Below are 22,652 nucleotides of genomic sequence, written 5' to 3' on the forward strand. Positions count from 1 at the left end.
CTGGTTCGAAGTGACGCGAACGGGCAGAAGGCGCTGTGCGCGTACTATACAACGGAAGGCGAGCTGACAGCGGCAGACCTGAAACGGGCGATTGCCAGCGAGCTGCCGGGGTACATGATCCCGTCGTACTTCGTGGAGCTGGAGCGCTTGCCTCTGACGCCGAACGGTAAGATCGACCGGAAGGCGCTGCCGGCGCCGGAAGGGGGAGCAGGCGGAGGCCGCGAATACGTAGCGCCGCGCACCGAACTGGAGGCGAAGCTGGCCGCCATTTGGCAGGACGTGCTTGGGCCGGTCACGATTGGCGTGACGGACAACTTCTTCGATCTCGGCGGGCACTCCCTGCGGGCGACGATGCTGGTCAGCAAGGTGCACAAGGAGCTGAGCGTGGACTTGCCGCTGCGCGATGTGTTCCGGCACTCGACCATCGAAGCGATGGCCGAAGCGATCAGCCAATTGGAGCGGCAAGAACACCTATCCATTCCTGTTTTGGATAAGCGGGATTACTATCCGCTTTCCTCCGTGCAAAAACGGCTGTACATCCAGCAGCAGATGGAAGGCGCCGAGCTTGGCTATAACATGTCCGGCATGACTGTTCTCGTCGGGCGCTTGGAACGGAATCAATTCGAGGCGGCGCTCCAAGGATTGATAGCTCGTCACGAAATTTTGCGTACCGGCTTCGAACTGGTCGACGGCGAACCGGTACAACGGATTTATCCGGATTTAAAGTTTGCCGTCGAGTATACGAAAGCGTCGGAAAGTGAAACGAAGAGCATCGTAGACGGCTTTGTGCGCGTCTTTGATTTGGAGCGGCCGCCGCTGCTGCGTGTGGGCTTAGTCGAATGGGAGACGGAACGGCATCTGCTCATGCTGGACATTCATCATATCGTCACGGATGGCATGTCGATGGGCATCTTCGTCGAAGAGCTGCTGCGCCTGTATAACGGTGAGACTCTGGAACCGCTTCGGATTCAATACAAGGAATTCGCCGCTTGGCAGCAGTCCGAACCTGTACAAGAGCGGCTGAAGCGTCAGGAAGCCTACTGGCTGGACGTGCTGGAAGGTGAGCTGCCGACGCTTGAACTGCCTACGGATTTTGTCAGACCTGCCGCTCGCAGCTTTGAGGGAGATGTGCTGCCCTTCAGCATCGACAAGCAGATGGCCGACAGCTTGCAGCGCATCGCCGATGAGAACGGCGCCACCCTTTATATGGTGTTAATGGCGGCTTATTCGATCCTGCTCAGCAAGTACTCGGGACAAGAAGACTTCATTGTAGGCACGCCGGTTTCGGGCCGCACACATGCTGACCTGGAGCCGCTCATCGGAATGTTTGTCAACACGTTGGCGATTCGCCATTATCCGTCCGGGGAGAAGACATTCCTCGCTTACTTGAACGAAGTCAAAGAAACGATGCTGGGGGCCTACGACCACCAGGATTATCCGTTCGAGGAGCTTGTGAAAAAGCTGCAGGCGCCGCGGGATCAAAGCCGCAATCCTGTATTCGATGTCATGTTTGCTCTGGAAACCAAGGAAGATAATGTTCAAAGCTTCGGGGATATCAAGATCGAATCGTATCCGGAAACGCATACGGTTTCCCCATTTGATCTTACCTTGATCATTTCATTACTGGATGAGGGGATGAACGGGCAGTTTGAATATGCCACCAAGTTGTTTACGCGCAATCTGATCGACAATTTCGCTCAGGACCTGCTCGTGATCATCACCCAAATTTGTGAACAGCCTTCGGTGCTGTTGAAGGATATTTCCCTGAACGGGCAATCCGAACAGGAGCAAGATGTGCTAGAGGCAATTGATATTTTCTTCTAATTCCTTACCCGGCTTGGAACGGCAAGTGCCGCTGAGTAACTAAAAGGGAGCCCGAGGGCTCCCTTTTAGTCTGTGTAAACCAAAGATCCATATAGAAAAGCAGTCAATTTCTGACTACTATTGAAACGAAGTAATCCAGGGTTAAATAGATAAGCGGAAATGATATCATTAATCCAAATTTGCGTTCTCTCCAGGCAATTATGAGACCGGTAATAAGGCAAGTGTAGATCTAATTTTAATTGGAATAAGGACATATAGGGTTGCCACTACATCAATGATGTATTCTTTTGTACCTTCATACAATAAGAAGGCAGCGATAAGGAAAAATACTACATTTAACTGAATAAATATCACCCATGATCTTTTCATGCTTTCCTCCAACTATTAATCGCTTCGTTATCTCGCCGACGTTCCCCAAGTTTTGAAAGCCGAATACCAGCTGCTGGTCGCTCGACACCATGATGCCCCGCCAACCGTCGGTCATCATGATATACCACTGCAGCATCAGGATGCCGCCGATTTCCTCCGGAGAATGGAGTCGACGGCGAGCGCGTCGTTCGCCACGTCATGGATAAGCGATTTCGGGAGGCGATAATGGTTGAAACAAAAACGAAATATTTGGAATCTATGATCTATTGTATACTATTTAGCAGTTGTATAAATTGTTTGCACGATAATGGAGGCCCGATCCGAATGAAACGTTATTATCTCCCGTTCGCTTGGCTGCTCGTCTTGTCTCTCGCGCTGCCGCCAGTCTGGCTCGCTCCCCAGGTACTCGCGGCCGACGACGCGCTGCCGCCCGTCGTCGGCGGCTGGGTAGAGGTGTCTACCGCCGAACAGCTCCTGTACATTGACAAGCATCAAGCCGACTATGTAAGCAGCAGCATTCGATTAATGAATAACATAGCCCTTACCGGGGTCGACAATTGGAAACCGTTCGGCGGAAACGGCGCCGCGCCGTTTAGCGGCACGTTCGACGGCGGCGGGCATCGCATTACCGGCATCTCGATCGCCGACAACGCCGGAGACAACTACATATATGCCGGATTTTTCGGCGAAACGACAGGCATCGTGAAGAACGTCGGCGTGTCCGTCGACATCTACGCCGGTATTTACGCTGGCGGATTGGCCGGCATTCAGAGCGGCGGCAATATCGATCGCTCATTCTCGACGGGGATCGTACGAGGGAAGCCGCCAGAGGGGAGCGTTTCGGCAGCCGGGGGTCTCGTCGGCGCGTCGAACAATGCGAGCATTTCCCGCTCTTTCTCGACGGCATCCGTCTTTACCGGTTCGGTGGCCAATCAATACGCCGCGGGTTTAGTCGCCAGCAAAGGGGCGGGACAGGTCCAGGATGCCTATGCGCGAGGCGCGGTGTCCAACGGGTCTTCGACGCCTTATCTCTATGCTGGCGGATTCGCGGGTTTCCTGATCCACGGCACGATCGAGCGCGCTTATTCGACCGGCGACGTTCCGAACGTAACGCCGGAGCTAGACCCGGGGAAGCTGGTGAACGGCTTCATCGGCTTTGCCAATTACACGGACGCCGTCTCGAACTCCTACTATGATCAGGATACGAGCGGCTCGTCGGAAGGGGGGGCAAGCGGGGCGACCGGACGGAATAGCGCTTCGATGATGGATGCTTCAACTTATACCGGCTGGGATTTTACAAGTACGTGGGCGATCCACTCGAACGTGAATGACGGGTATCCGTATTTACGGCATGAGATCGTCACGGAAACGCTGCCCTCTGCAATTAAAGACGAGCCTTATTTGTTTACACTTGGGGCATTCGCCGGCGCGGACGTTGCACTCGACTGGAGTGTGACCGGATTGCCGAACGGTTTAACGCTGGACGATTCCGGCAAGCTTGAGGGAACGCCGAAGCAAACCGGCTCGTTCAATGTTGTCGTGACGGCCGTCGACGCGGGGGGCCTCTCCGCCCAGAAGACGTTTGAGCTTATCGTCGAAGCGTACGCGCCGGAGCCGGCAGGCTTCACGATCGAACCGGGGGCCGCATACGGCACGATGAAGGTTTCCGCGACGCTTGGCTCGCCAGGGAATGCCTTCTACTACACGCTAACCGATGCGGCCGTCGCCCGGCCGCTGGTCGGCGACGCGCTCCCTTCGGAGGCGATCGAATACGCGCCGGGCGACGATATTTCAGCTGCGAGCGTCGGGAGTTATCTAACCCTCTACGAAGCCGACATCACGGGCATTCGGGCTTGGGGGAGTGTGTTGCTGGAAGCGAGCCACATCCAATTGTCCGTCGGGTCGGTAACGGGCTCGGTATATGGCGCAGGCGGCGCGCCTATCGTCGGAGCAACCGTCTCAATCGGGGCCGTGCAGACGAGCACCGACGCAGAGGGCGGCTTCGCGTTCGCGAACGTCGCGCAGGGTGCCCGAATGCTGCACGTCGAGGCGGCCGGCTACGTCACGAAGGACGTCGCGGTCACCATTGTAGCGGGCGATTCGGTCGCTGTCGGCACGATCGCCCTGGAGCTTTCGCCGATCGCCGTGAACGGCGTCCACATCGATGACAACGACTTCTCGATGACCATAGGCGACGCGAAGCGGCAGCTGACCGCGACGGTTCAGCCGGCCGGCGCCTCCCACCCTGCCGTCAGCTGGAGCTCGAATCGGACCACCGTTGCGACGGTGAGCGCCGCGGGCGAGGTCACCGCCGTCGCTCCGGGCATCGCCGTCGTCACCGTCACGACGGTGGACGGCTCGTTCACGGACAGCGTGAACGTTACCGTTTTGGCGCCGCCGCCGAACGTCGGCACCGTGACGGGTGCGGTATACGGCACGGGCGGCGCGCCTATCGTCGGAGCGGCCGTCTCCATCGGAGCTGCGCAGATAATGACCGACGCAGAGGGAGGCTTCGTGCTCGCAAACATCCCGCAGGGCTCTAGGACGCTTCGCGTTGAAGCAGCCGGCTACGCTGCGAAGGAGGTCGCGGTCGCCGTCGTCGCGGGAATGACCGCCGATGTCGGCGCACTCAGACTGACGGCCTCCGATTCGGAAGACGGTGCTGCTGGCCCGACGACAGCGGTATGGCCAGCGTCCGATAAGCTTTGGATCGATTGGAACGGAGGGAAGCTCGAATTTACCTTTAAGAAAGAAACGGCTCCCGACGGCCGCAGCGTCCTGCGTTTGATCGCGGACGCCACGGTGATCGACACCCTGTTCAAGACCCGCGATCTCGCGATTATCACGTTCGACAACGAAGATTTGATCGTGAAACTCGATCTTCCGGCGGCCGCGCTTCAGCAAGTGCGACAGAGCCGGCCCGAAGCCGCGCTGGAGCTTAAGATAAACGGCGCCGGCTACCTGCTTCCGCTTAGCTACTGGCCAGTGTTGCCGGAGAATAGCGTCGTCACGATCGCGATCGCGATGTCTTCGGAAGCCGGCACAAGCGCCGTGAAGGACGACCTGGCGAAGCTAGGACTAGAGTTGCTTGCCGAACCCGTTGATTTTGCGATTTACCTCGATGAGAAGGAATTGAAGGAGCCGGGCGGAGCTTACACGGTACGCACGATCGCACTCAGCGACGAGCCCGATCCAGACATGGCGACCGTCGTACGCCTGGACGGCGAAACATCGCCGCAATCCATGCCTTCGGTGTTCCGAACCGCAGCAAAAGGGGTTCCCGAGGCAGCGTTTTATTCGAAGCATAACAGCCTTTACGCCGTAGTTCGCTCGAAGAGGTCATTCTCCGACGTCCAAGGGCATTGGGCGCAGCGAGACATCGAGCGCCTCGCGAGCAAGCTGATCGTGGACGGCAAGTCAGATCAGAAGTTTGATCCGGAGGGTCGGGTCACTCGCGCCGAATTCGCGGCGCTGCTGACGCGGTCGCTAGGCATCACCGAGACGTCCGGCACGGCAAGCTTCGCCGACGTATTGCCGAACGCCTGGTTTGCCGGCGCGGTGGGAGCGGCGGCCGATGCGGGCCTCGTCGCCGGATACAAGGATAGGACGTTCCGTCCGGACGAAGCGATTACGCGCGAGCAGATGGCGGCGATGATCGACCGGGCGATCGTCTTTGCTGCCGCGGAGCAGACCGGAGCAACAACTGCCTCCGCAGCGTCGTTCGAGGATGTCGATGCTATATCCGACTGGGCGATGCCTTCGATCGGCAGACTGCTTCAAGCGAAGGTGATGGAAGGCGCCTCGAAGAGTTTCTTCGCGCCGAAATCCCCAGCGACACGTGCACAATGCGTCGTCGTGCTCCACCGTATGCTGCAGAATCTAAGTTTCATCAACGAATAGAAGCATTCGAAAGAAGCCGTTCCGATTTGATCGGAACGGCTTTTAGAATTTAAAATGACACCTGATTATGGCAAGAACGAGATAATTGATTGGTTGGTAACACGTGTACTAATCGTTATCGAACAAATCAGTCATGTCATGAAGCTCGGGTATCCGGTCCATTGTATCAGCATTGCTATCTATCTCTTCCATAAGATTTTTCTTAAAGAAGTGAACAATTGACTCATTAACGATCCTAGCTGTGCGCTCGGGACTGAGCTTGCCCGTAAGTGTAAGACTAATATACTTTAGAAGGGGAGAGACAAACTGAATATCGGTGTAGTTCAGATGTCCCGTCCCTGCAATGTAGAAGGCTTCGCCTTTGTTGTTCAACAGGCTCTGGATATGTTTCATCTCTAGTAATGTATAATTCGCCTCCGTTTCGAACTCCTCTTTCGTTATTCCGATCTCTTCAAACTGGGCGTCTGTGAATGCAGACGTTCTAAGAATTAAGTCAATGGCCTCTTGGGCAGCTTCCGAGTACAGGAATAAGAAAGGTTTCGCAGAAGCTGACTGATCCTTAAATCCAAAAAGAGTGCCATCCATATTAATGCCCGCTGTGACTCGCGGATCGAAAATGGCATCATAGGAAGCGGCGCCGCCGAAAGAATGGCCGATTACGCCAATCCTATCCATATCTAATCTGCCTGCTAATTGGCTTGCCGTTTGTCTGCCTTTTAAACGCTCAAGTTGATCGATAACGAAGGAGATATCGTCCGACCAGACCTGGCCCACACGATCCCTATAGGCTTCCGAACTCTCGAATTGGTCATCTGACAATCGAAAGGGCTTTATGCTGCCGTCAGGGAAGATGGTTCCGGATGTGCCGTACGTGTGATCAATGGAAGCAACGATAAAGCCATGGCTGGCCAGTTCGACGGCCTGGGTAGTATGGAACAGACGCGATGAGCTATAACCATGACTAAAGAGGATAAGCGGATATTGCTGGCGGGTATTGGAGACTTCCGCATTCACTACGGCATGGCTCGGCACGTATTTGAAATAATCGAGCAGCAGCGCCGGAATGCCCAACTGCTGGGCGAAAATCTGCCGTTCATCTGCTGTCATCAGAGAGGATGACTCACGCTTGTCTTGCTGCTCGGCGGGATACCAGACTTGAACGAGCAGTTCCCGATTCTCCCCGGGATCGGCTGCATAGTGATCCTTCCTGCCCATGTCCGTCCATTGGAAGGTGAGTGTGCCAACAGGATAGCTCCCAGTAGGGGCAGGAAGTTCAGGAATGGGCAGCGCATAGGCGAGAAGGGCCGTGAACATGTTGGCCAGTAATCCCATAATGATCATTGCGATACGAGCAATACGTGGTTTCCTGCTAACGGAGCTCATTCGCTTGAAGCGGTATAGAGCTAAGCCGCAGAACAGCACAGTCATAACATAAGATAAAGACATCTGCCATCGGAGCCCTTCGACAATACTATGGACTGCCAGTACGAGCAGGCCTGCACAACTGCTGAGATTAGCAGCTAGCCGGTAACGCGGGGCTTGGAAGAATAACAAGATAATGATGATTGTATTCGAGGTTAGCAACAGGAACTCAAACAAGCGCATTATGATAGCCCAGTCGCCATGGGGTAATAGCGCACCGCTCTAGGATTGCATAGCCAAGTGACTAAACTGTCACCGCTCCTGTCACCGAGGAGTCATTTTGGACAGCTATACTGACCCTATGCGGGGCTGGAGAAGACCAGTAACGCTTAACAGAATCTAAGTTTAGCGAGGGTAACTATGAACACGTCTATCAAACGATTTACAACTGGGATGAAACTGTTTGTAGCTTGTATGGCCATAATGATAGGTATAAGCGCTCCTGTGAAAGCAAGTGCAGATCATTCAGACATCGACACTGGCAAAATCGATGATTTTATCGTCACCGCTATGCAGCGTCTTGATATTCCGGGCGCCGCCCTGGGGATCGTTAAAGGCGATCAGCTGATTTACCAGCAAGGATATGGCTATGCAGGCCCAGATAACAAACCGGTGACGCCGCAGACCTCCTTTGTGATCGGTTCCGTCAGTAAATCCTTTACCGCACTGGCCATTATGCAGCTGGTGGATCAGGGAAAGATTGATCTGGAAGCACCTGTACAACAGTACTTGCCGTGGTTTCGGTTGGCAGATGAAGCCGCATCCGCACAATTATTAGTTAAACACCTTCTGCATCAGACCAGCGGGCTCTCTACGTATGACGGGCAAAAGTCGCTGGCCGAAGGAGACAGACCGATCGAGCAGCACTTGCGGAGTCTCAGCCGGACAGAGTTAACTGAACCTGTAGGGTCGGTATTTCAATATTCGAATTTAAATTATGATATTCTCGGCGGGATAATCGAGGCAGCATCCGGCATGAGCTATGCAGAGTATATAAACAAGCATATATTTATCCCGCTCCATATGAAGCATAGCCACGGTTCCCCTGATGATGTGACCAGCCGCTTGGCAGCAGGTTATCAGCCAGTCTTTGGCTTCATGCTTCCTACCCGGCAGAGTGGTCATCAGGGTACCGTACCATCCGGTTATTTGATTTCCAGTGCGGAGGATATGACCAACTACTTAATAGCCCAATTGAACAAGGGGCGTTATGGCAGCATTTCCATCGTTTCCGAGCAAAGCGCGGAGCTCATGCACCGTCCGGCCGCCGCCATGTGGGGCAGCCAGTTTTACGCCATGGGATGGACAGTCAACAAGAACAGGATCTATCACGACGGTTCGACTGAGAATACCTATTCGAAGGTAATTCTGGAAGGCGATTATGGGATTGTCCTGCTTATCAATTCAATAGACTTCTTTCACATTGATTCATATGATCAATTGATGGAAGGGGTCAGCAGCATTATACAAGGCAGCGAACCCCAGGTAAACATAGCCGATCCTCATAAAACGTATCTGATCATCGGATTCATTGCATTGATCGTGTTGGCCTATACAGCTCGTTCTGTCTACACACTCCTAACATGGAAATCCAAGTTTAAACCAACGGGAGTGAAGCTTGTCATTAGCGGATCGGAGATCCTGCTGTTGAATGTTGTAATCCCGCTAGTCGTTCTGCTGACCGTCCCGAAACTGTTAGTCCCGTGGTCCGTTATTTTTGTCTTCTTAGTCGGCATTGGCCATTTCATGTTCGTTATACCCGTCATATTGCTGGCGGTCGGAATATTAAAAACGGTATTGATCCTTCAAAGCTTCCGCCACAAACAGCATCCTTTACATTCATAAGGGCACCGGTTTGGAGAAATACTTGTTACGTAGTAAGACAGGAGGTGAACGATACACATGAGCACGAAAACAAGACCTGATAAAAACAATCCCAAGCATAAACTGTCGAGATCTAACCATCCGGACGATCAAGGATTAAGCGGTATACAGAAGCGTTCGAAGTAACGATAGCAGCACTTTATCTCGAACGTTTCTCAGTACAAGAGAGCGGCAGCCAGCCGCTCTCTTCGTAAGAGTAAGGACTACGCCAAGCTGCTATCCTAACACTTAGCCCAACAATAAAGGGCTGGAGCAGGGGATAACCCCCGATCCAACCCATATTCCTTACGGCTCAATCCCCCATACAAGCTGACCGTTCATATATCCGGTAACCTGTTCGTTGTCTGCGAATTGTTTGCTGGATGCGTTGAACGAATAATCGTCAGCCTGGTTGTAGTTGGACCAGTCGCTTTTGGAGAAGCGGGCTTGGATTTCTGCGCTCTGGCCCGGATCGAGCGTTCCAGCCGAACTTGTGAAGCCAATTTCCAGAACATAGTCGGCTCCATTAACCGGAGCTTCCAGTTTAACAAAATTGCTCGTTACATTCGCGTTTCCGATACTGGCCCAGTCGATCCAGAAGCTCTGTGCTTGCTCCCCGTCAATCGTATAGTAATACCGAAGCTTGACATCTCGAAGCTGAATGGCCGAATCACCGGTGTTGATTACTTTGAACTTGGGCGATATTCCGTTGGTGGAGGCACTTGTATTGCCGTTAAAAGCCTGGATCGTCAAGTCTCCCGCGGGCACTGGAGCACTGCTGTCCGTAACATTTAGGGTAAGAACAGCGTTATTTCCTCCGTTAAAATGAAAGGTAACCGTGCTCTGACCCACCGGCAGCGTGGCAAGGTAGGATTTGCCCAGAACGACAGCAGTACTTGATGCGGTATAATCCTTGCCCGGCTCAAGTGTATAATTTCCATTCGTAATGCTTGTAAGCTGTTGTTCGTTTAAGGTCAGGGATACGGAGATATCCTGCTGCAGATTCGCCGCTTTATCAAATGCCGCATTCACGGGTGAAATCGCTGCTCCCGGTGTGGAATCGACAATGGTGACCTTTAATACGGGATCTTTTCCTTGATTAAAATCCAAAACAATGGAATGCTCGCCAACCGGCAGCTGGGCAAGGAATGATTTTGTCAGCAGCAGCTCACTTCCGCTCAAGGTATAGTCCTGATTTACAGTGAGTGCATTGGCGCCAGCGCGGAGGGCGGTTAATGTATTGCCGTTCAAATTTACAGTTATGGCTTGGTCGCTTTGATTAGGGGAGTATTTGTCAAATTCGATGTTTGCAGGTGTGATGGATGCGCTTGGGGTAGTTGGATTATCAGCCTTTAAATCAGGCAGCTCATCCAATGTGATGACATAGTCACTTTGATACAGCGTTGTCAGGGTTTCCGGATAATTAAAGGCGGGACTCATGAGATGCTCGCCATACCAAGGGCAGAAGTAGAGCCATCCCGCTTTTTCCTCTAATAGATTTTGCAGGCTTGGCACGGTGTCGTTCTCCGTCATGGCCACCATTTTCGCACCGTCCGTTAAATCAACAAGCTGATAGAAGATCGAGGAAATGGCATCCTCATTGGGAACGCCGGACAAACCGTCATGGCGGTTGTAGATCGTATTGTATTTGTCATAGCCGACAATATCCACCTGATCGTCGCCGGGATACCATGCCGGAGAAGTGCTGTAAACGTAGCTGTTGTAGGTCCAGATCAAGTTGTGCAAGCCATACGTCTCCGTAAGCTCGGTATAGAGCTGGTCCCACAGCTTCTTGTAAACGTCAGCGCCAGCCGAAGCCCACCAGAACCACGCGCCTTCACCATTCAACCCGCCATTGCCCTCCGCCTCATGATAAGGACGGAAAATAACCGGTACGCCATTTTCTTGCAGAATCAGAAGCTGTTCCGCCAAATCTTCAATGGTCATCATCACGTATTGATGTTCTTTCGTGCCGGGAACCACCGCATTGGCTGTATTAAAATTGGTCTCCGTCGGCTTGTAGGTGGCTTCCTTCCAATCTACAAATTCCCCAAGCTCATAGGCATTGAAGTCCCGGGGTACATTGATATGCCAGCTGGCTGTCGCGATCCCGCCCCGGTTATTGACCCAATCGATCATCCGCTCGGTTGTCCCGTCTTCCCATCCGTACAGCGGATTATAGTTCATCAAATCGAAGCCGCGGATTGCCGGATATTTACCGGTTAGATTATAAATCCATTCGAACTCCAGCTCGTGATTGCCGTCATTCCCGCCACCGTAAATCTCCTGCTGGCCTGAGATGATATGATTGCCGTAAACATCGGTTAAGTAATTCATTAAAGCCTGCGTTTCCGGTGTAGCCTGAGGATCGGTAAGGACAGGCTGTACATCGAGTGGATCAAGATCCGCATAATCTACGGTGAAGGTGTCAAAATAAGCGAATCCCCAACCGGCCTTCAGTTCGATGGTGTTGCTTCCTTGCTTCAGCTTATGAAAGCCAAAATCGAAATTTGACCATGCGGTCGTGTAGGGCAGCATATAGGCACCCTTGGTAACACCGTTAACAGCTAGGTTTTGAACCCTGCCGTCTGGACTAAGCTCCTGCATATAGCGCATGGAGATGGCATACAAGCCGGCTTCCGGGACCGTCACTTCGAAGGTTAAGGTGCCGGAGTTCTGCATCCAGACAAATCCGCTCCCGGAGTATCCGGGCTTCGGCTGCCCGTAAACTTGGGTCACCACTTGAAGGTCGGAGCTGAGCTGTGCGTCTTCGCTTTCAATTGTGAAGAGTGCGGTGTCTGCACGGGCGGGCGCTGCCATCAATCCGAGCAGCAGAGTGATTGCCAGCATCATTGCGCTTGCCTTCTTGAACAACATGTTCATCATTTCATCTTCCTTTCCCTATAGAGAGTGATTGAATAGCGCCGTCCTCAAATTGTGATAGCGCTTTCACAGCCAACATAACATATGCACTAAATTATGTAAATACATCCAGCTGGTTGTCTTTGATCTGTCCCGTGTTATTCTTTGTTTTCCCCACCTCATCCGCTGATTTTGGGCTGTTCAAGGCATAAAACGATTATTTAAGGAGATTATAAGTCAATTCCAAATGCTAAGGAGTTGACAATAGCCGATGACTAAATCCAGGAGTGACATCGTTAATGCTGCGAACGATATGGAAGTGGATTCAGATGTGAATAGGCACCGATGGTTTGCGGGCTTATCCGGTTTTTATCTTCTTTTATATTGCTGCCGCAAAAATAGTATCTTTATAATAGAAGTATATGGGATATGAAGGCGGGAATAACATTCATGGAGGAATTAAGCTCCGACGAGGAACTGGTTGCCCGCGCGCAGAGCGGAGAACGGGAAGCTTTTAATCAGCTAGTAAGCATGCACCGTATGAAGGCGGTTTCATGGGCGAACCGGTTTACGAAGGATACCTACCTTGCGGAGGACATCGTTCAGGATGCTTTTATCCGCTCCTATTTGTACCTGGAAACCTTGGAACGGACAGATCGTTTCATTCCTTGGCTGAAAAGTATCGTGATGAATAAGGCGATCGATCATCTACGCAAAAACCGTTCGGCAAGCTGCGGGAGCGAGTTGACGGAACAGCTGTCTGCGGGTGAATCATTCAATCCCGAGCTGCGGTATATCGACCAAGAAACACTTGAGTCGGTGAGAACGATTTCCTCCTCGTTGAGTGAAAGAAGCCAAATCATTTTCAATGATCATTTTTTTCGGAATCTGTCGCCGCAGGAAATTGCCGAACGTCACCAACTAACCGTCCCTAATATTTATAATGTACTCTCCAGAGCAAAGGCAAAGCTTCGGGATCACATTTACACGCAGGAAACCGAACGCTACGCATTGCAAAGAAGAGAATCCGGCTGCCCGGGAAGCAGCCTGCTTGCGTTTCCGCGAACAAGCATGAGGTACGTTTCCTTGGGCAGTGTGATGTACGAGGTGCTTCAATATACGCCCTACCGTTCCCTTTCGCTCAGTGAGGTGATGGGAATTTCAGGGCAGGCATTTCGAATCCAAGTGACGGAGGACGTCGGATTCAGCAGCAGTATGATTTATAATTGGAAGGCTGTAATGGAGAGGACGGCCAGCTTGCTAGGCTGCTCTTCCCTGGGGGTTGGAGAGCCGGACTGTTCCTTGACGCCGGAGCTGCTCCTGCGCTCGCTTCACATTGTTCACCAGGCGGTCGATCATGGTGTCCCGGCTATGGTATGGAATCTGGTGCAGGGCGAATTCGGATTAATGTATGGCTACGACGATGACCAGAGACGCTTCTATTGCCGGGATGCATCAGGGCATTCAAGAGAGATTGCGTACGAGTCGCTTGGCAGATTGACCAATGAGAGCGATTTGTTCGTGGCCTGCATTGGTTTAGAAGGTACCCGGCCTATTGAATTGTCTGGATCGTCCCATGCGTACGCCTTGGAGGCTATCGTAGCTCATGCCTTGGGGGAGGAGCCGGCTGTGCCGGGCTATGTGCAGGGATTGAAAGCTTATGACACATGGATTGAAGCAGTGCGAAATGGAGAAGTGGTTCCGGTCTCCCACGCCTATCAAGTGGCCCAATTAGCAGAGGCAAGAGAGCATGCGGTGGCCTACCTGAAACTATTGGCGACAAAAGAGCCTTTCCGAACGAGGTCTGTTCTTGGAGGACTGCTGGACCTCGCGATTGACCGGTTCGAGCAGGTCCGGAAGCTGTACGTGAATCTTTACCCGTCTTTCCCGTATGGCATGCGGGGGTACAAGCTTGATCTTGGCGCGCAAACCATAGAGCTTCTTGAGCAAGTAAAGGCAGCGGAAACAGATGGAATCCGGTTGCTGGAGAAAATTTTAAATAACATTCCTTCAGATGATGATAGAAAATAGCTGAGACCTCCGTCTAATAAGTAGATCAACAAAACAAGGAGGAATTTTCTATGGAACCAATCGTCTCGAACCGCTCGGGAATAACGGTCATCGGAAGCTCGATTATTCATGTAGAGAATCTGCGCAAGACAGCTGAATGGTACTCCGAGCTGCTGAACATGCCCCTGGACCAATTTGACGAGAATACGCCGTTCTATGTGTTTGATATGAACAACGATGTCAACCTGATGCTGGATGACCACCGGAACATGCCACAGGCAAAGTACCCGATATATATGTTGAAGTCGAACGATATTAACCGTTCGTATGCATTCGTGAAGGAGTCCGACATCCCCGTTGTGCTGGATATTCAGCGGCCGCACCCGGGCTTGTCGTATTTTAATGTAGAGGATTCCGAGGGGAATGTCCTCATGATCACCCAGTCAGATTGGGTCAATCCGTCGCCCGTCGTCCCTTCCAGCCCGCATCACCCGGTGAAGAATCATATTCGCAGTATAGTAGTGCCTGTCCAGAACTTAAAGCGTGCTACAGAGTGGTACAGCAGCCTGCTTAACCAGCCGATCAAGCCCGAACGCGTGGACGGCGGTCCGATTTACTGGTTCGACATGGATAACGGAACAGGTATCCTGCTGGACGATAACCGGAATAACACAGACCTCAGCGAATATCCGACATTCATGCTGAGGGCCGATAATATTAAGGAGGCTTATCAGTTCCTGGTAGATAAAGGGGCTGATATTGTACGGGATATTCAATATGATCATTACTTTATGGTGAAGGATATCGAGGGCAACATGATCATGATTTGCGCCTAAGAATCTGCCGAGGATTCGTTCCCTGCCGTTCAAAATCCAACAACCCTGACAGATAAGCTGTCAGGGTTGCTGCGTTATAATGCGGTGACCACGACAAAGAGGAGGCAGGAGATATGAGCATTCCTAACGAAATGAGAGCTGTTGTCATTGAGAGGTTTGGTGGTCCGGAGGAACTTAAGCTGGGCAGCATCCCCATTCCAGAGATCGGGCCTCGCGAGGTTCTAGTGAATGTGGAGTATGCGGGCGTCGGCGTGTGGGATACATTCGAACGGAAGGGCGGATACGCGGAGATGCTCGGGCTTAAGCCTGAATTCCCATATGTGCTGGGTTCAGAAGGAGCCGGTACGGTCGCGGCACTAGGCGATGAGGTTACTGGTTTCCAAATTGGAGACAAGGTATATGCAGCAGGCTTCCTTAATCCCAAGGGAGGATTTTATGCCGAATATGCAGCGGTGGATGCGGGGCATGTCTCCATCATTCCTGCAGGCATGCCGCTAAGAGAGGCTAGTGCAATCCTTGGCGTGGGGCTGACAGCGCTGCGCGGTATTCAGGATATTTTACAGCTTAGAGAAGGAGAATCTATAATGATTGCAGGTGCCAGCGGCGGTATCGGCCACCTGGCGGCACAGCTTGCGGATCGTATAGGAGCCCGGGTCTTTGCAATGGCCTCGGGCGAGGATGGGACAGCGGTGGTCAGGAAGCTTATCACTGGTACGGCCATAGACGGGCGGAGAGAAGACTGGATGGCTGCTGCTAGGCAGTTTGCGCCACAGGGCTTCGATGCCGCACTGCTGACTTTCGGTGGCGGGCAGGCGGAAGCAGCAGTTCAGTATGTCCGCAAGGGCGGACGGATAGCTTATCCAAACGGTATACACCCGGAGCCTCAGGCCCGGCCGGACAAGACTATCAACGGGTATAACGGCGATCCTGATCCGGAGATCATTCAGCAGCTTGACTCCTTCATCCGGGCAGGCGTAACCGTCCACATAGCACATACCTTTGAGCTTAAGGACGCCGCGGCATGCCATGCCGCGCTTGAGCAGCATTATCCGGGCAAGATCTGTCTTCGGATCACTTAGATGTAACTATTTGGGGGGGGATGAAGCATGACGAACGATATCGAGATATCCCATAGGGCACCTGACCCTGAGGAATACAATGTCCTTAGAGTCAAAGCCGGTTTGAGCCCAAAGGATTTGGCCGGGGCCAAGATTGGCCTGCAGAATTCTATATTTGTGATGACCTTGAGAAACCCTGATCAACAGCTGGTAGGAATGGGGAGGGTTATTGGGGATGGCGGGTGCTTTTATCAAGTGGTAGATATCGCTGTTGATCCGGATTATCAGGGAAAGGGATATGGCAAGATGATTATGACGGAGTTAATGAACTATCTGGATACCAATGCGCCGAAGGATTCCTATGTAAGTCTCATTGCAGATGTTCCGGCAGACGGCTTGTACAAGCAGTATGGATTTGAGTATACCGCCCCCAAGTCCGTTGGAATGTTTAAGCGTTATTAAAGTCGCTGGAGGTCTGTTCATCTTACTGTGCCTGCTGTGCTGCTTCCAGGCTGATACATAATCGCAAATTCTCTGTAGACTAAGTGGATTAGAAAGTTTACTCAATTCCATACATTAGACAACTCTCATGATATTCTCATATAGCGCTATAGATCCCGTCCCATTAAGCTTTGCTTTCTCCGTGGAATATATTAGGCTGTTTTAAAACTGCTATAGTGGGTTGGTAAGACAACACACTAGGAGGTAAACAACATTGCAACCGGGAACATTAAAACGGAGAATCATCACCGCCAGCCTATGTGCGGCAATTAGTATAACGGCCTTTGGTTTTGGACAAGCCCCGGCGGTATCAGCCGCCACATCCTATGAAACTAAAGTGACTTCCGGTGTAAATATGCGGACGGAACCCAGCTTGAGCGGAGAAAGAATACGAATGCTGAAGACGGGGGAATCTATACATGTCATATCAAAGGTGAATGCCTATTGGCTTAAAGTAAGAACGCAGCAGGGCAGAACGGGATATGTCTCGGCAAACGCTGACTATACGAATTACAGCGGCGGCAAATCCTCCGTCAGCAGCTCATCCAAGGCAGACCGGATTATAGAGCTTGCCATGAGTTACAGAGGCCGGGTCAGCTACGATTTTGGTACCCGGAACCCAGACCGTCTCATCTTCGACTGCTCCTCGTTTACTCAGTTTATCTACGGCAAAGCCGGAGTGGATTTGAAATGGGGAACGAAAGACCAGAAGCGTCAGGGCTTTGCCGTAAGCAAGAAGAATCTGCGCAAAGGCGACCTCGTATTTTTCGATACCAATAATAACGGCAGCATCAATCACGTCGGCATCTATATGGGCGGCGGTAAATTTATTCATAATGCTCCATCCGTGGATGGAATCGCTATTAACGAGATCAACTCTGGCTGGTGGTCGAAGCATTACGTCAGTGCCCGCAGGGTATTGTAGCTCCGTTATGGACAGACCGATCTGAAAGCAGCGGTTTAATAGAATCGAAGCTAAACTAGACAGCGAAAAACCCGGGTTGGAAAAGGGGCAATCCCCATTTACCAAATCCGGGTTTTCTTTTTACTTGACGTCTATAATAGACACGCAGTGCGCTGCTATTCGAACTGGATTTGAATATGGGCAATTTCAGAGCGTGTGCCAATCCGGATCGGCGGGCCCCAGAAGCCAAAGCCGGATGTCACGACTGAGTGCATCCGCCCCTTTTGCAGGTAACCCCAGTCATTCTCGTAGATCGCATCGGTAATCAGGCTGCCGGGGAACAGCTGGCCGCGGTGGGTATGGCCCGATACCATGAGATCAATGCCTTCCTGCTCTGCGATATCAAGCTCGTAAGGCTGATGATCGAGCAGAATGACAGGCTTATCAGGGTCGACACCATCCATAAGCGCGTTCAGAGGCAGTCTTTCCGGATCAATCCGGTCCTTGCGTCCGACAAGCGTCAGCTCTCCTTGAATGCTCAGAGTCTCATCATACAACACAGTGATTCCGCTCTGCTCCAGCGCTCCAATCAGCTCCTGCATGGTGCCGTCATGCTTATCATGGTTGCCAAGTGTTGCATATACACCATACGGAGCATGAAGTCCTGACAAGGTCTCACCAATATTCTGATTAAGGAATGGCTGAATGTCATCGTCGAACAGATCGCCCGGCAGCAGGATAAGGTCCGGGTTCAGCGCGTTGATTTCCTTCACCAGACGCTCTGCATGATCTTTGCCGGACAGCAGGCCAAAATGCGTATCCGCCGCCATGGCAATATCCAGGGTATCGAGTGAAGATGTCCCCTTGTCCATCTTGATCTCATACGTTCTGACAACAGGATTGTATGCATTATAAGTACCGTATGCCATAAAGGACAGAAGCAGGATCAGAGTCACTGCACCTGCCCACTTCTGTGTACCGTGCCTTGGCAGCCAGGTGAGCCGCAGCAGGATGACGGTAACATGGGCAAGCGGAACCAGCAGCAGCAGCAAATAAAACAGCGCCATCCAATAAGCGCCGATAATATTTAGAATGGTAAGGCCCGACATGCGGCCCAGAATGAAGGACGTTGCGGCAAGTATGACGACGATAGTGTAGAGAATCTTGAAACGCCGGGTGGATGATCTGGGACGAAGCCAGCGGTAGCCCCGCCAGCCGATATAATAGACGATCCCGCCATAGATCAGCAATGCGGCCAATAGAACTACGATGAACATGATGCATTCTCCTGACTTAAGGCCATGATAATTTAGCAAATTGTTTAACGCAGCCGGGCGGAATAGTCCAGACACTGCGCCATGCATAGTAAATCAGTCGGACAACCATTATTTTAATTCATTCAGCAGGCGAATGGTATAGCTTTATTTAATCTCTGGCAATAACCGCTCATCTGCTTACCCTGTTATCACAATCCTCTCGGATAACGAATCCCACTCCAAAAGCTTGCCGGTATGTTCCTGGAAAACAGCAAGGGGAAGGTAGAACTGCTCATCGTGGTAAACGCCCTCGGCTTCAAGATCGGCAAAATTCATGTTGAGCTGAAGTGCTTCCGCAACAGCTTCGGCAGGATAGTAGATTTCTCTGGATTGCAGATGCCGGGCTGCATCATCAAGATTAACATCCAGTACTTGTACAGCACTCCGTGCAATTTGGGTATTCTCAATCGTGCCTGTAACAAGCGGCGCAATCGCACCATAAGCCCATATCCCGACATCAGAGTCTGTATGCCCGCTGCCGGTCCAGCCCACCGAGAGGCGACGGGACACCAGCTTGTTGTAGAGCTCCCGCCGTGTGTCACCACTCTCCAAAACCGCAAGCACTTCCTCTTCCGATAAATCAGCAAAGCCTGTATTGTCTGCGATAATCGAACGAAGCTCGGCTTCAGAAACTGCCTGCTCCAGTTTACGGTACAGATACTCGGAGGAATGCCCGATATCATCCCATTCAGCTGGAATATGAGAGTACTTTACTAGAAAGGCGCATGAGACTCTCGGATTTTTTTTAGAGTGAAAGGGAATTGTTGGATAAGCAGTTATAATACCTTATAATGGTATGCAGTTGAAATCTGCAACGGAAACTAACTAGATTCTACGAGAGTCATTGGGAAACATTCTGCCGGAGTATTTTGGTCCTAGTAAGGTCGGGGAGGCTGAGGCCGTTCATGTCTGAGTTGTTGCCGGAACATCAATTAGTAGAACAGGCCCGCCGGGGAGATACGGAGGCATTCGGCGAGTTGACACTTATCTATAGGAGACAAGCTGTGCGCTGGGCAGAGGGGATGACGCATGACCGCAGCCTTGCTGAAGACATTGTGCAGGATGCGTTCGTACAAGCCTATCTCCAAATACATACCTTGAAGGAATCCGGGCAGTTTGTCCCTTGGCTGTACAGGATTCTGAGCAATTATGTCCGTATGAGAATGCGCAGGGGCGGACCTTATAGACGAGAGCGGCCGTTCAGCAGTTGGGCTGATGCGGGCAATGGGGATCGTGATGGTTCAGAATCGGCTGGATTTCTGGCAGAGCAGTGTTCGTCAGCATTTTCCCTGCAGGGCTGTGACATTCCAGAGCAGCTGTTGCTGAATAAGGAGCTTTTGAACGACACGGATAAGTATCTGGGATGCCTCAATGAGAAGGAGAGAGAGGTGTTTGAAGCCTCCTGTCTGCACCAGCGTACGCCACAAGAGATTGCGGCTGATCTGAACATGACGGTCCCGACCGTTTACACCTATATGTACCGGTCGAGGCAGAAGATTGAGCGTTATTATAAGGGATGGCGCATCGACGCCTTTAGAGATGGCTCGGTCACGTCCCGGACGTTGTCCAGACGGACCCTTCGTCTTCCGGTTATGGGAGAAAAGGAGACGAAGTCAGTACTGGTAAACCACGTTTCGCATATGCTGCTGTCTGCCGGCTATAAGGTTCCGTTATGCCAATTAATGGGGGAGTCGGGATTTGCATTCCGGATGAAGGTGTTTAATCAGACGACATTCTCGGATGGCATCTATATCTTTGACTGGCACGAAGAAGTGAAGAAGCTGTTTCGGAATACAGGCTTCGAGGTGTCTATTGTCAGCGGACAAATCAGTCACCTCCCTGTTCCTGTAGAGGCAGCGGTCGAGCGGTTTCCGGTCGTTACAGCAGAAGAAGACTCGGTTCTCCCCTTTATCCGTACAGCTATCCGTTCCGGAAATCCGGTTTTATTCTTTGATACCCATACCGAAGCACCTGTCCTCCATGACTGGTCGCTCCTCTGCGGATATGACGATAAGAAGCGGACCTGCAGCCTGGCAGGCGGCGGAACGAGAACTTATCTGGAGCTGATCAGCAGCCCTGTCCGTTTCATGGCCGCCATATCGGGAAGGTTGGAGTGGGCTGCGTCACAGGAGGACAGGCTGATTGAGTCGCTGCGTTTTGCCGTTAACTATGCGAGAGAAGGCTGCTCGTATCGTCCTCTGACACCGTATGTTTCCTATACTTCTGGCTTGGCAGCTTATGCGAAATGGATTCAGCAGCTTCATAATCCTCATTTGATTTTGAACCGGCACGGATTGGGGCATATGGCCATGGTCTATGCCGATTCCAGGAAGCATGCCGCGCGTTACCTGCAGGATCGTTCAGAGGCCGTTGCAAATTATGATTCTCTGGCACATGCAGCAGAGCTCTATGCCGAAGTAAGCGGTGATCTTGACAGACTTTGTACGCTGGTGCCGTTTGGCGAGTGCGGTCCCGATTTAACTTGGGAAATCAGGCAGCAGTGCGTAGAGTATTTGACCAATGCCTTGAAGCTGGAAGAGCAGGCGGTGGCCTGCATAGAATCGGTGCTCGCAAGGTGGACAGAAGAAAGGAATGACAACAATGAAGTCTAATCAGGACTATACATTGAAGGTCGTCACGCCAAACCGTCATCTCCATGACTGGCTTCAGGCTAAGTCGGTTTTCGAGAGGCTGAACCCCCATATTGGCGTGAGTATCATACAGGCGGCGGATAATTTTGCGGTTATGAAACAGCTTGAATCAGACTCCCCGCCGGACATTGTTCATCTTAGAGGCTACGATGCCCATGTTTTGGACGCATACTGTATCGATCATTACGGATTTCTGCGCGAAGATCAGTTGGAGGAGGATATCTACGAAGGGGTTCTGCGCGTGGCAAGATCCGGAGAGCGGCTGTCTGCCATCCCGATGGAGGTGACGACTTCTCTGATTCTGTACGACAAATCAGTCTTCGACCGCGAGGGAGTTGCATATCCTTCCGAGGACTGGACATGGAACGATTTTTCCGCTGTTGTGCAGCGGCTGTCCGGCAGCACAGGCAGCAGCGAGCGGTTATGCGGGCTGTACATGGATCCGGATATCGAGAATTTCGAACCCTTCGTCATGCGCAGTAAGGGAAGCTACCTGTCTTCGGATGGTACAACAGCACGCGGGTATTTGAACAGTCCAAGGACCATAGAGGCTCTAGACAATATCATCGCGCTTTATCGCTCGGGAAGTGTATCCCCCTCCCCGTTGGATTCGGATGCAAGGAAGGACTGCTGCGCGATGAAGTTTCAGTTCTCCTGGTCTGCCGCGCAGATTAGAGATGAGGGAAAGCTGGAACAGTTTGGCTGTGTGGGGCTGCCCGGCTTTCCTAACGGAACGGAGGCTAACATGCTCTATATGGATGCTGCCGGAGTTACAAGACAATCCTCCAACCCCGGGCTGGCTTGGGCATTTCTCCGGCTCTTCCTGTTCGAAAGTCCGGATCGGTTCAAGGAGCCTTGGGACTTGCCGATAACCCGGTCGCTTGCGGCGCGTACAGGCATGAACTCCCACCCGTTATGGTCACGGTTTCTAGATGAGCTTGCCGTGGTCCAGAAGAGCGCATTCTACCTGAATAAGAACTGGAATGCCGCCCGTCAGCGTATCAACCATGATATCTTGGACATTATCCGGGGAGATTCGGATTTGAAGAAGTCTATTCAGCAGTGGCTGTCCTATGTATGAAAAGAGGCTGAACTGGTTACGCACCAGCTCAGCCTTTTCTATGCCCATATGCCTT

Annotated in this window: 14 protein-coding genes; 10 read left to right on the forward strand and 4 right to left on the reverse strand. The window is 52.0% G+C overall.

Features of this window, described 5'->3' with window-relative positions; genetic code table 11:
* A partial coding sequence (locus tag L1N82_RS16075; protein ID WP_235288475.1) for a condensation domain-containing protein occupies nt 1-1,824 on the forward strand: 1,824 nt, incomplete at its 5' end.
* A 693-nt stretch (nt 1,825-2,517) separates the two neighbouring features.
* Nucleotides 2,518-6,093, forward strand: a complete 3,576-nt coding sequence (locus L1N82_RS16080; protein WP_235288476.1) for an S-layer homology domain-containing protein — start codon at nt 2,518-2,520, stop codon at nt 6,091-6,093.
* A 108-nt stretch (nt 6,094-6,201) separates the two neighbouring features.
* On the opposite strand, the gene L1N82_RS16085 is transcribed toward L1N82_RS16080, so the two are convergent.
* Complete coding sequence (locus tag L1N82_RS16085) at nt 6,202-7,539, reverse strand: alpha/beta hydrolase family protein (RefSeq protein ID WP_235288477.1); 1,338 nt, start codon at nt 7,537-7,539, stop codon at nt 6,202-6,204.
* 420 nt (nt 7,540-7,959) lie between these two features.
* Here L1N82_RS16085 and L1N82_RS16090 point away from each other — a divergent pair, with 420 nt between their 5' ends.
* Nucleotides 7,960-9,360, forward strand: a complete 1,401-nt coding sequence (locus L1N82_RS16090; RefSeq protein WP_235288478.1) for a serine hydrolase domain-containing protein — start codon at nt 7,960-7,962, stop codon at nt 9,358-9,360.
* 324 nt (nt 9,361-9,684) lie between these two features.
* On the opposite strand, the gene L1N82_RS16095 is transcribed toward L1N82_RS16090, so the two are convergent.
* Complete coding sequence (locus tag L1N82_RS16095; RefSeq protein ID WP_235288645.1) at nt 9,685-12,261, reverse strand: glycosyl hydrolase; 2,577 nt, start codon at nt 12,259-12,261, stop codon at nt 9,685-9,687.
* A 429-nt stretch (nt 12,262-12,690) separates the two neighbouring features.
* Here L1N82_RS16095 and L1N82_RS16100 point away from each other — a divergent pair, with 429 nt between their 5' ends.
* The 5 genes from L1N82_RS16100 (at nt 12,691) to L1N82_RS16120 (ending at nt 17,570) form a co-directional block, all read left to right on the forward strand.
* The gene (locus L1N82_RS16100; RefSeq protein ID WP_235288479.1) at nt 12,691-14,271 is read left to right on the forward strand and encodes an RNA polymerase sigma factor; all 1,581 of its coding nucleotides are present in this window, start codon (nt 12,691-12,693) and stop codon (nt 14,269-14,271) included.
* Between the two features lie 50 nt (nt 14,272-14,321).
* Complete coding sequence (locus tag L1N82_RS16105) at nt 14,322-15,086, forward strand: VOC family protein (protein WP_235288480.1); 765 nt, start codon at nt 14,322-14,324, stop codon at nt 15,084-15,086.
* Nucleotides 15,087-15,199: 113 nt separating this feature from the next.
* The gene (locus L1N82_RS16110) at nt 15,200-16,165 is read left to right on the forward strand and encodes a quinone oxidoreductase family protein (RefSeq protein ID WP_235288481.1); all 966 of its coding nucleotides are present in this window, start codon (nt 15,200-15,202) and stop codon (nt 16,163-16,165) included.
* A 27-nt stretch (nt 16,166-16,192) separates the two neighbouring features.
* On the forward strand, nt 16,193-16,606 hold the full coding sequence (locus tag L1N82_RS16115; RefSeq protein ID WP_235288482.1) for a GNAT family N-acetyltransferase: 414 nt from the start codon (nt 16,193-16,195) through the stop codon (nt 16,604-16,606).
* 394 nt (nt 16,607-17,000) lie between these two features.
* A complete protein-coding gene (locus L1N82_RS16120; protein WP_268822013.1) occupies nt 17,001-17,570 on the forward strand; it encodes a C40 family peptidase in 570 nt (189 codons plus the stop codon).
* 155 nt (nt 17,571-17,725) lie between these two features.
* On the opposite strand, the gene L1N82_RS16125 is transcribed toward L1N82_RS16120, so the two are convergent.
* Together L1N82_RS16125 and L1N82_RS16130 are read right to left on the reverse strand one after the other, a co-directional pair.
* Complete coding sequence (locus L1N82_RS16125) at nt 17,726-18,826, reverse strand: metallophosphoesterase (protein ID WP_235288484.1); 1,101 nt, start codon at nt 18,824-18,826, stop codon at nt 17,726-17,728.
* 177 nt (nt 18,827-19,003) lie between these two features.
* Nucleotides 19,004-19,417 carry an alkaline phosphatase gene (locus tag L1N82_RS16130; RefSeq protein ID WP_235288485.1) on the reverse strand — a complete coding sequence of 138 codons (414 nt, stop codon included), beginning with the start codon at nt 19,415-19,417 and terminating at the stop codon, nt 19,004-19,006.
* A 353-nt stretch (nt 19,418-19,770) separates the two neighbouring features.
* Here L1N82_RS16130 and L1N82_RS16135 point away from each other — a divergent pair, with 353 nt between their 5' ends.
* Both L1N82_RS16135 and L1N82_RS16140 read left to right on the forward strand, forming a co-directional pair.
* Nucleotides 19,771-21,477: an RNA polymerase sigma factor gene (locus L1N82_RS16135; RefSeq protein WP_235288486.1), complete on the forward strand. Its 1,707-nt coding sequence runs from the start codon at nt 19,771-19,773 to the stop codon at nt 21,475-21,477.
* Entirely contained in the window at nt 21,458-22,597 is a 1,140-nt protein-coding gene (locus L1N82_RS16140; RefSeq protein ID WP_235288487.1) for an ABC transporter substrate-binding protein, read from the forward strand. The genes L1N82_RS16135 and L1N82_RS16140 overlap by 20 nt, the downstream gene beginning before the upstream one ends.
* Nucleotides 22,598-22,652 lie beyond the last annotated feature (55 nt).

Origin of the sequence: Paenibacillus tarimensis (assembly GCF_021532315.1) — a bacterium.
GTDB classification, from domain to species: Bacteria; Bacillota; Bacilli; order Paenibacillales; family Paenibacillaceae; genus Paenibacillus_I; species Paenibacillus_I tarimensis.

Excerpts from the sequence above, each read along its gene's own strand:
- L1N82_RS16105 (WP_235288480.1), top strand. The coding sequence starts at position 14,322 with ATGGAACCAATCGTCTCGAACCGCTCGGGAATAACGGTCATCGGAAGC.
- L1N82_RS16095 (WP_235288645.1), bottom strand. The coding sequence starts at position 12,261 with ATGAACATGTTGTTCAAGAAGGCAAGCGCAATGATGCTGGCAATCACT.
- L1N82_RS16125 (WP_235288484.1), bottom strand. The coding sequence starts at position 18,826 with ATGTTCATCGTAGTTCTATTGGCCGCATTGCTGATCTATGGCGGGATC.
- L1N82_RS16100 (WP_235288479.1), top strand. The coding sequence starts at position 12,691 with ATGGAGGAATTAAGCTCCGACGAGGAACTGGTTGCCCGCGCGCAGAGC.
- L1N82_RS16140 (WP_235288487.1), top strand. The coding sequence starts at position 21,458 with ATGACAACAATGAAGTCTAATCAGGACTATACATTGAAGGTCGTCACG.
- L1N82_RS16110 (WP_235288481.1), top strand. The coding sequence starts at position 15,200 with ATGAGCATTCCTAACGAAATGAGAGCTGTTGTCATTGAGAGGTTTGGT.
- L1N82_RS16080 (WP_235288476.1), top strand. The coding sequence starts at position 2,518 with ATGAAACGTTATTATCTCCCGTTCGCTTGGCTGCTCGTCTTGTCTCTC.
- L1N82_RS16120 (WP_268822013.1), top strand. The coding sequence starts at position 17,001 with ATGCGGACGGAACCCAGCTTGAGCGGAGAAAGAATACGAATGCTGAAG.
- L1N82_RS16135 (WP_235288486.1), top strand. The coding sequence starts at position 19,771 with ATGTCTGAGTTGTTGCCGGAACATCAATTAGTAGAACAGGCCCGCCGG.
- L1N82_RS16085 (WP_235288477.1), bottom strand. The coding sequence starts at position 7,539 with ATGTCTTTATCTTATGTTATGACTGTGCTGTTCTGCGGCTTAGCTCTA.
- L1N82_RS16115 (WP_235288482.1), top strand. The coding sequence starts at position 16,193 with ATGACGAACGATATCGAGATATCCCATAGGGCACCTGACCCTGAGGAA.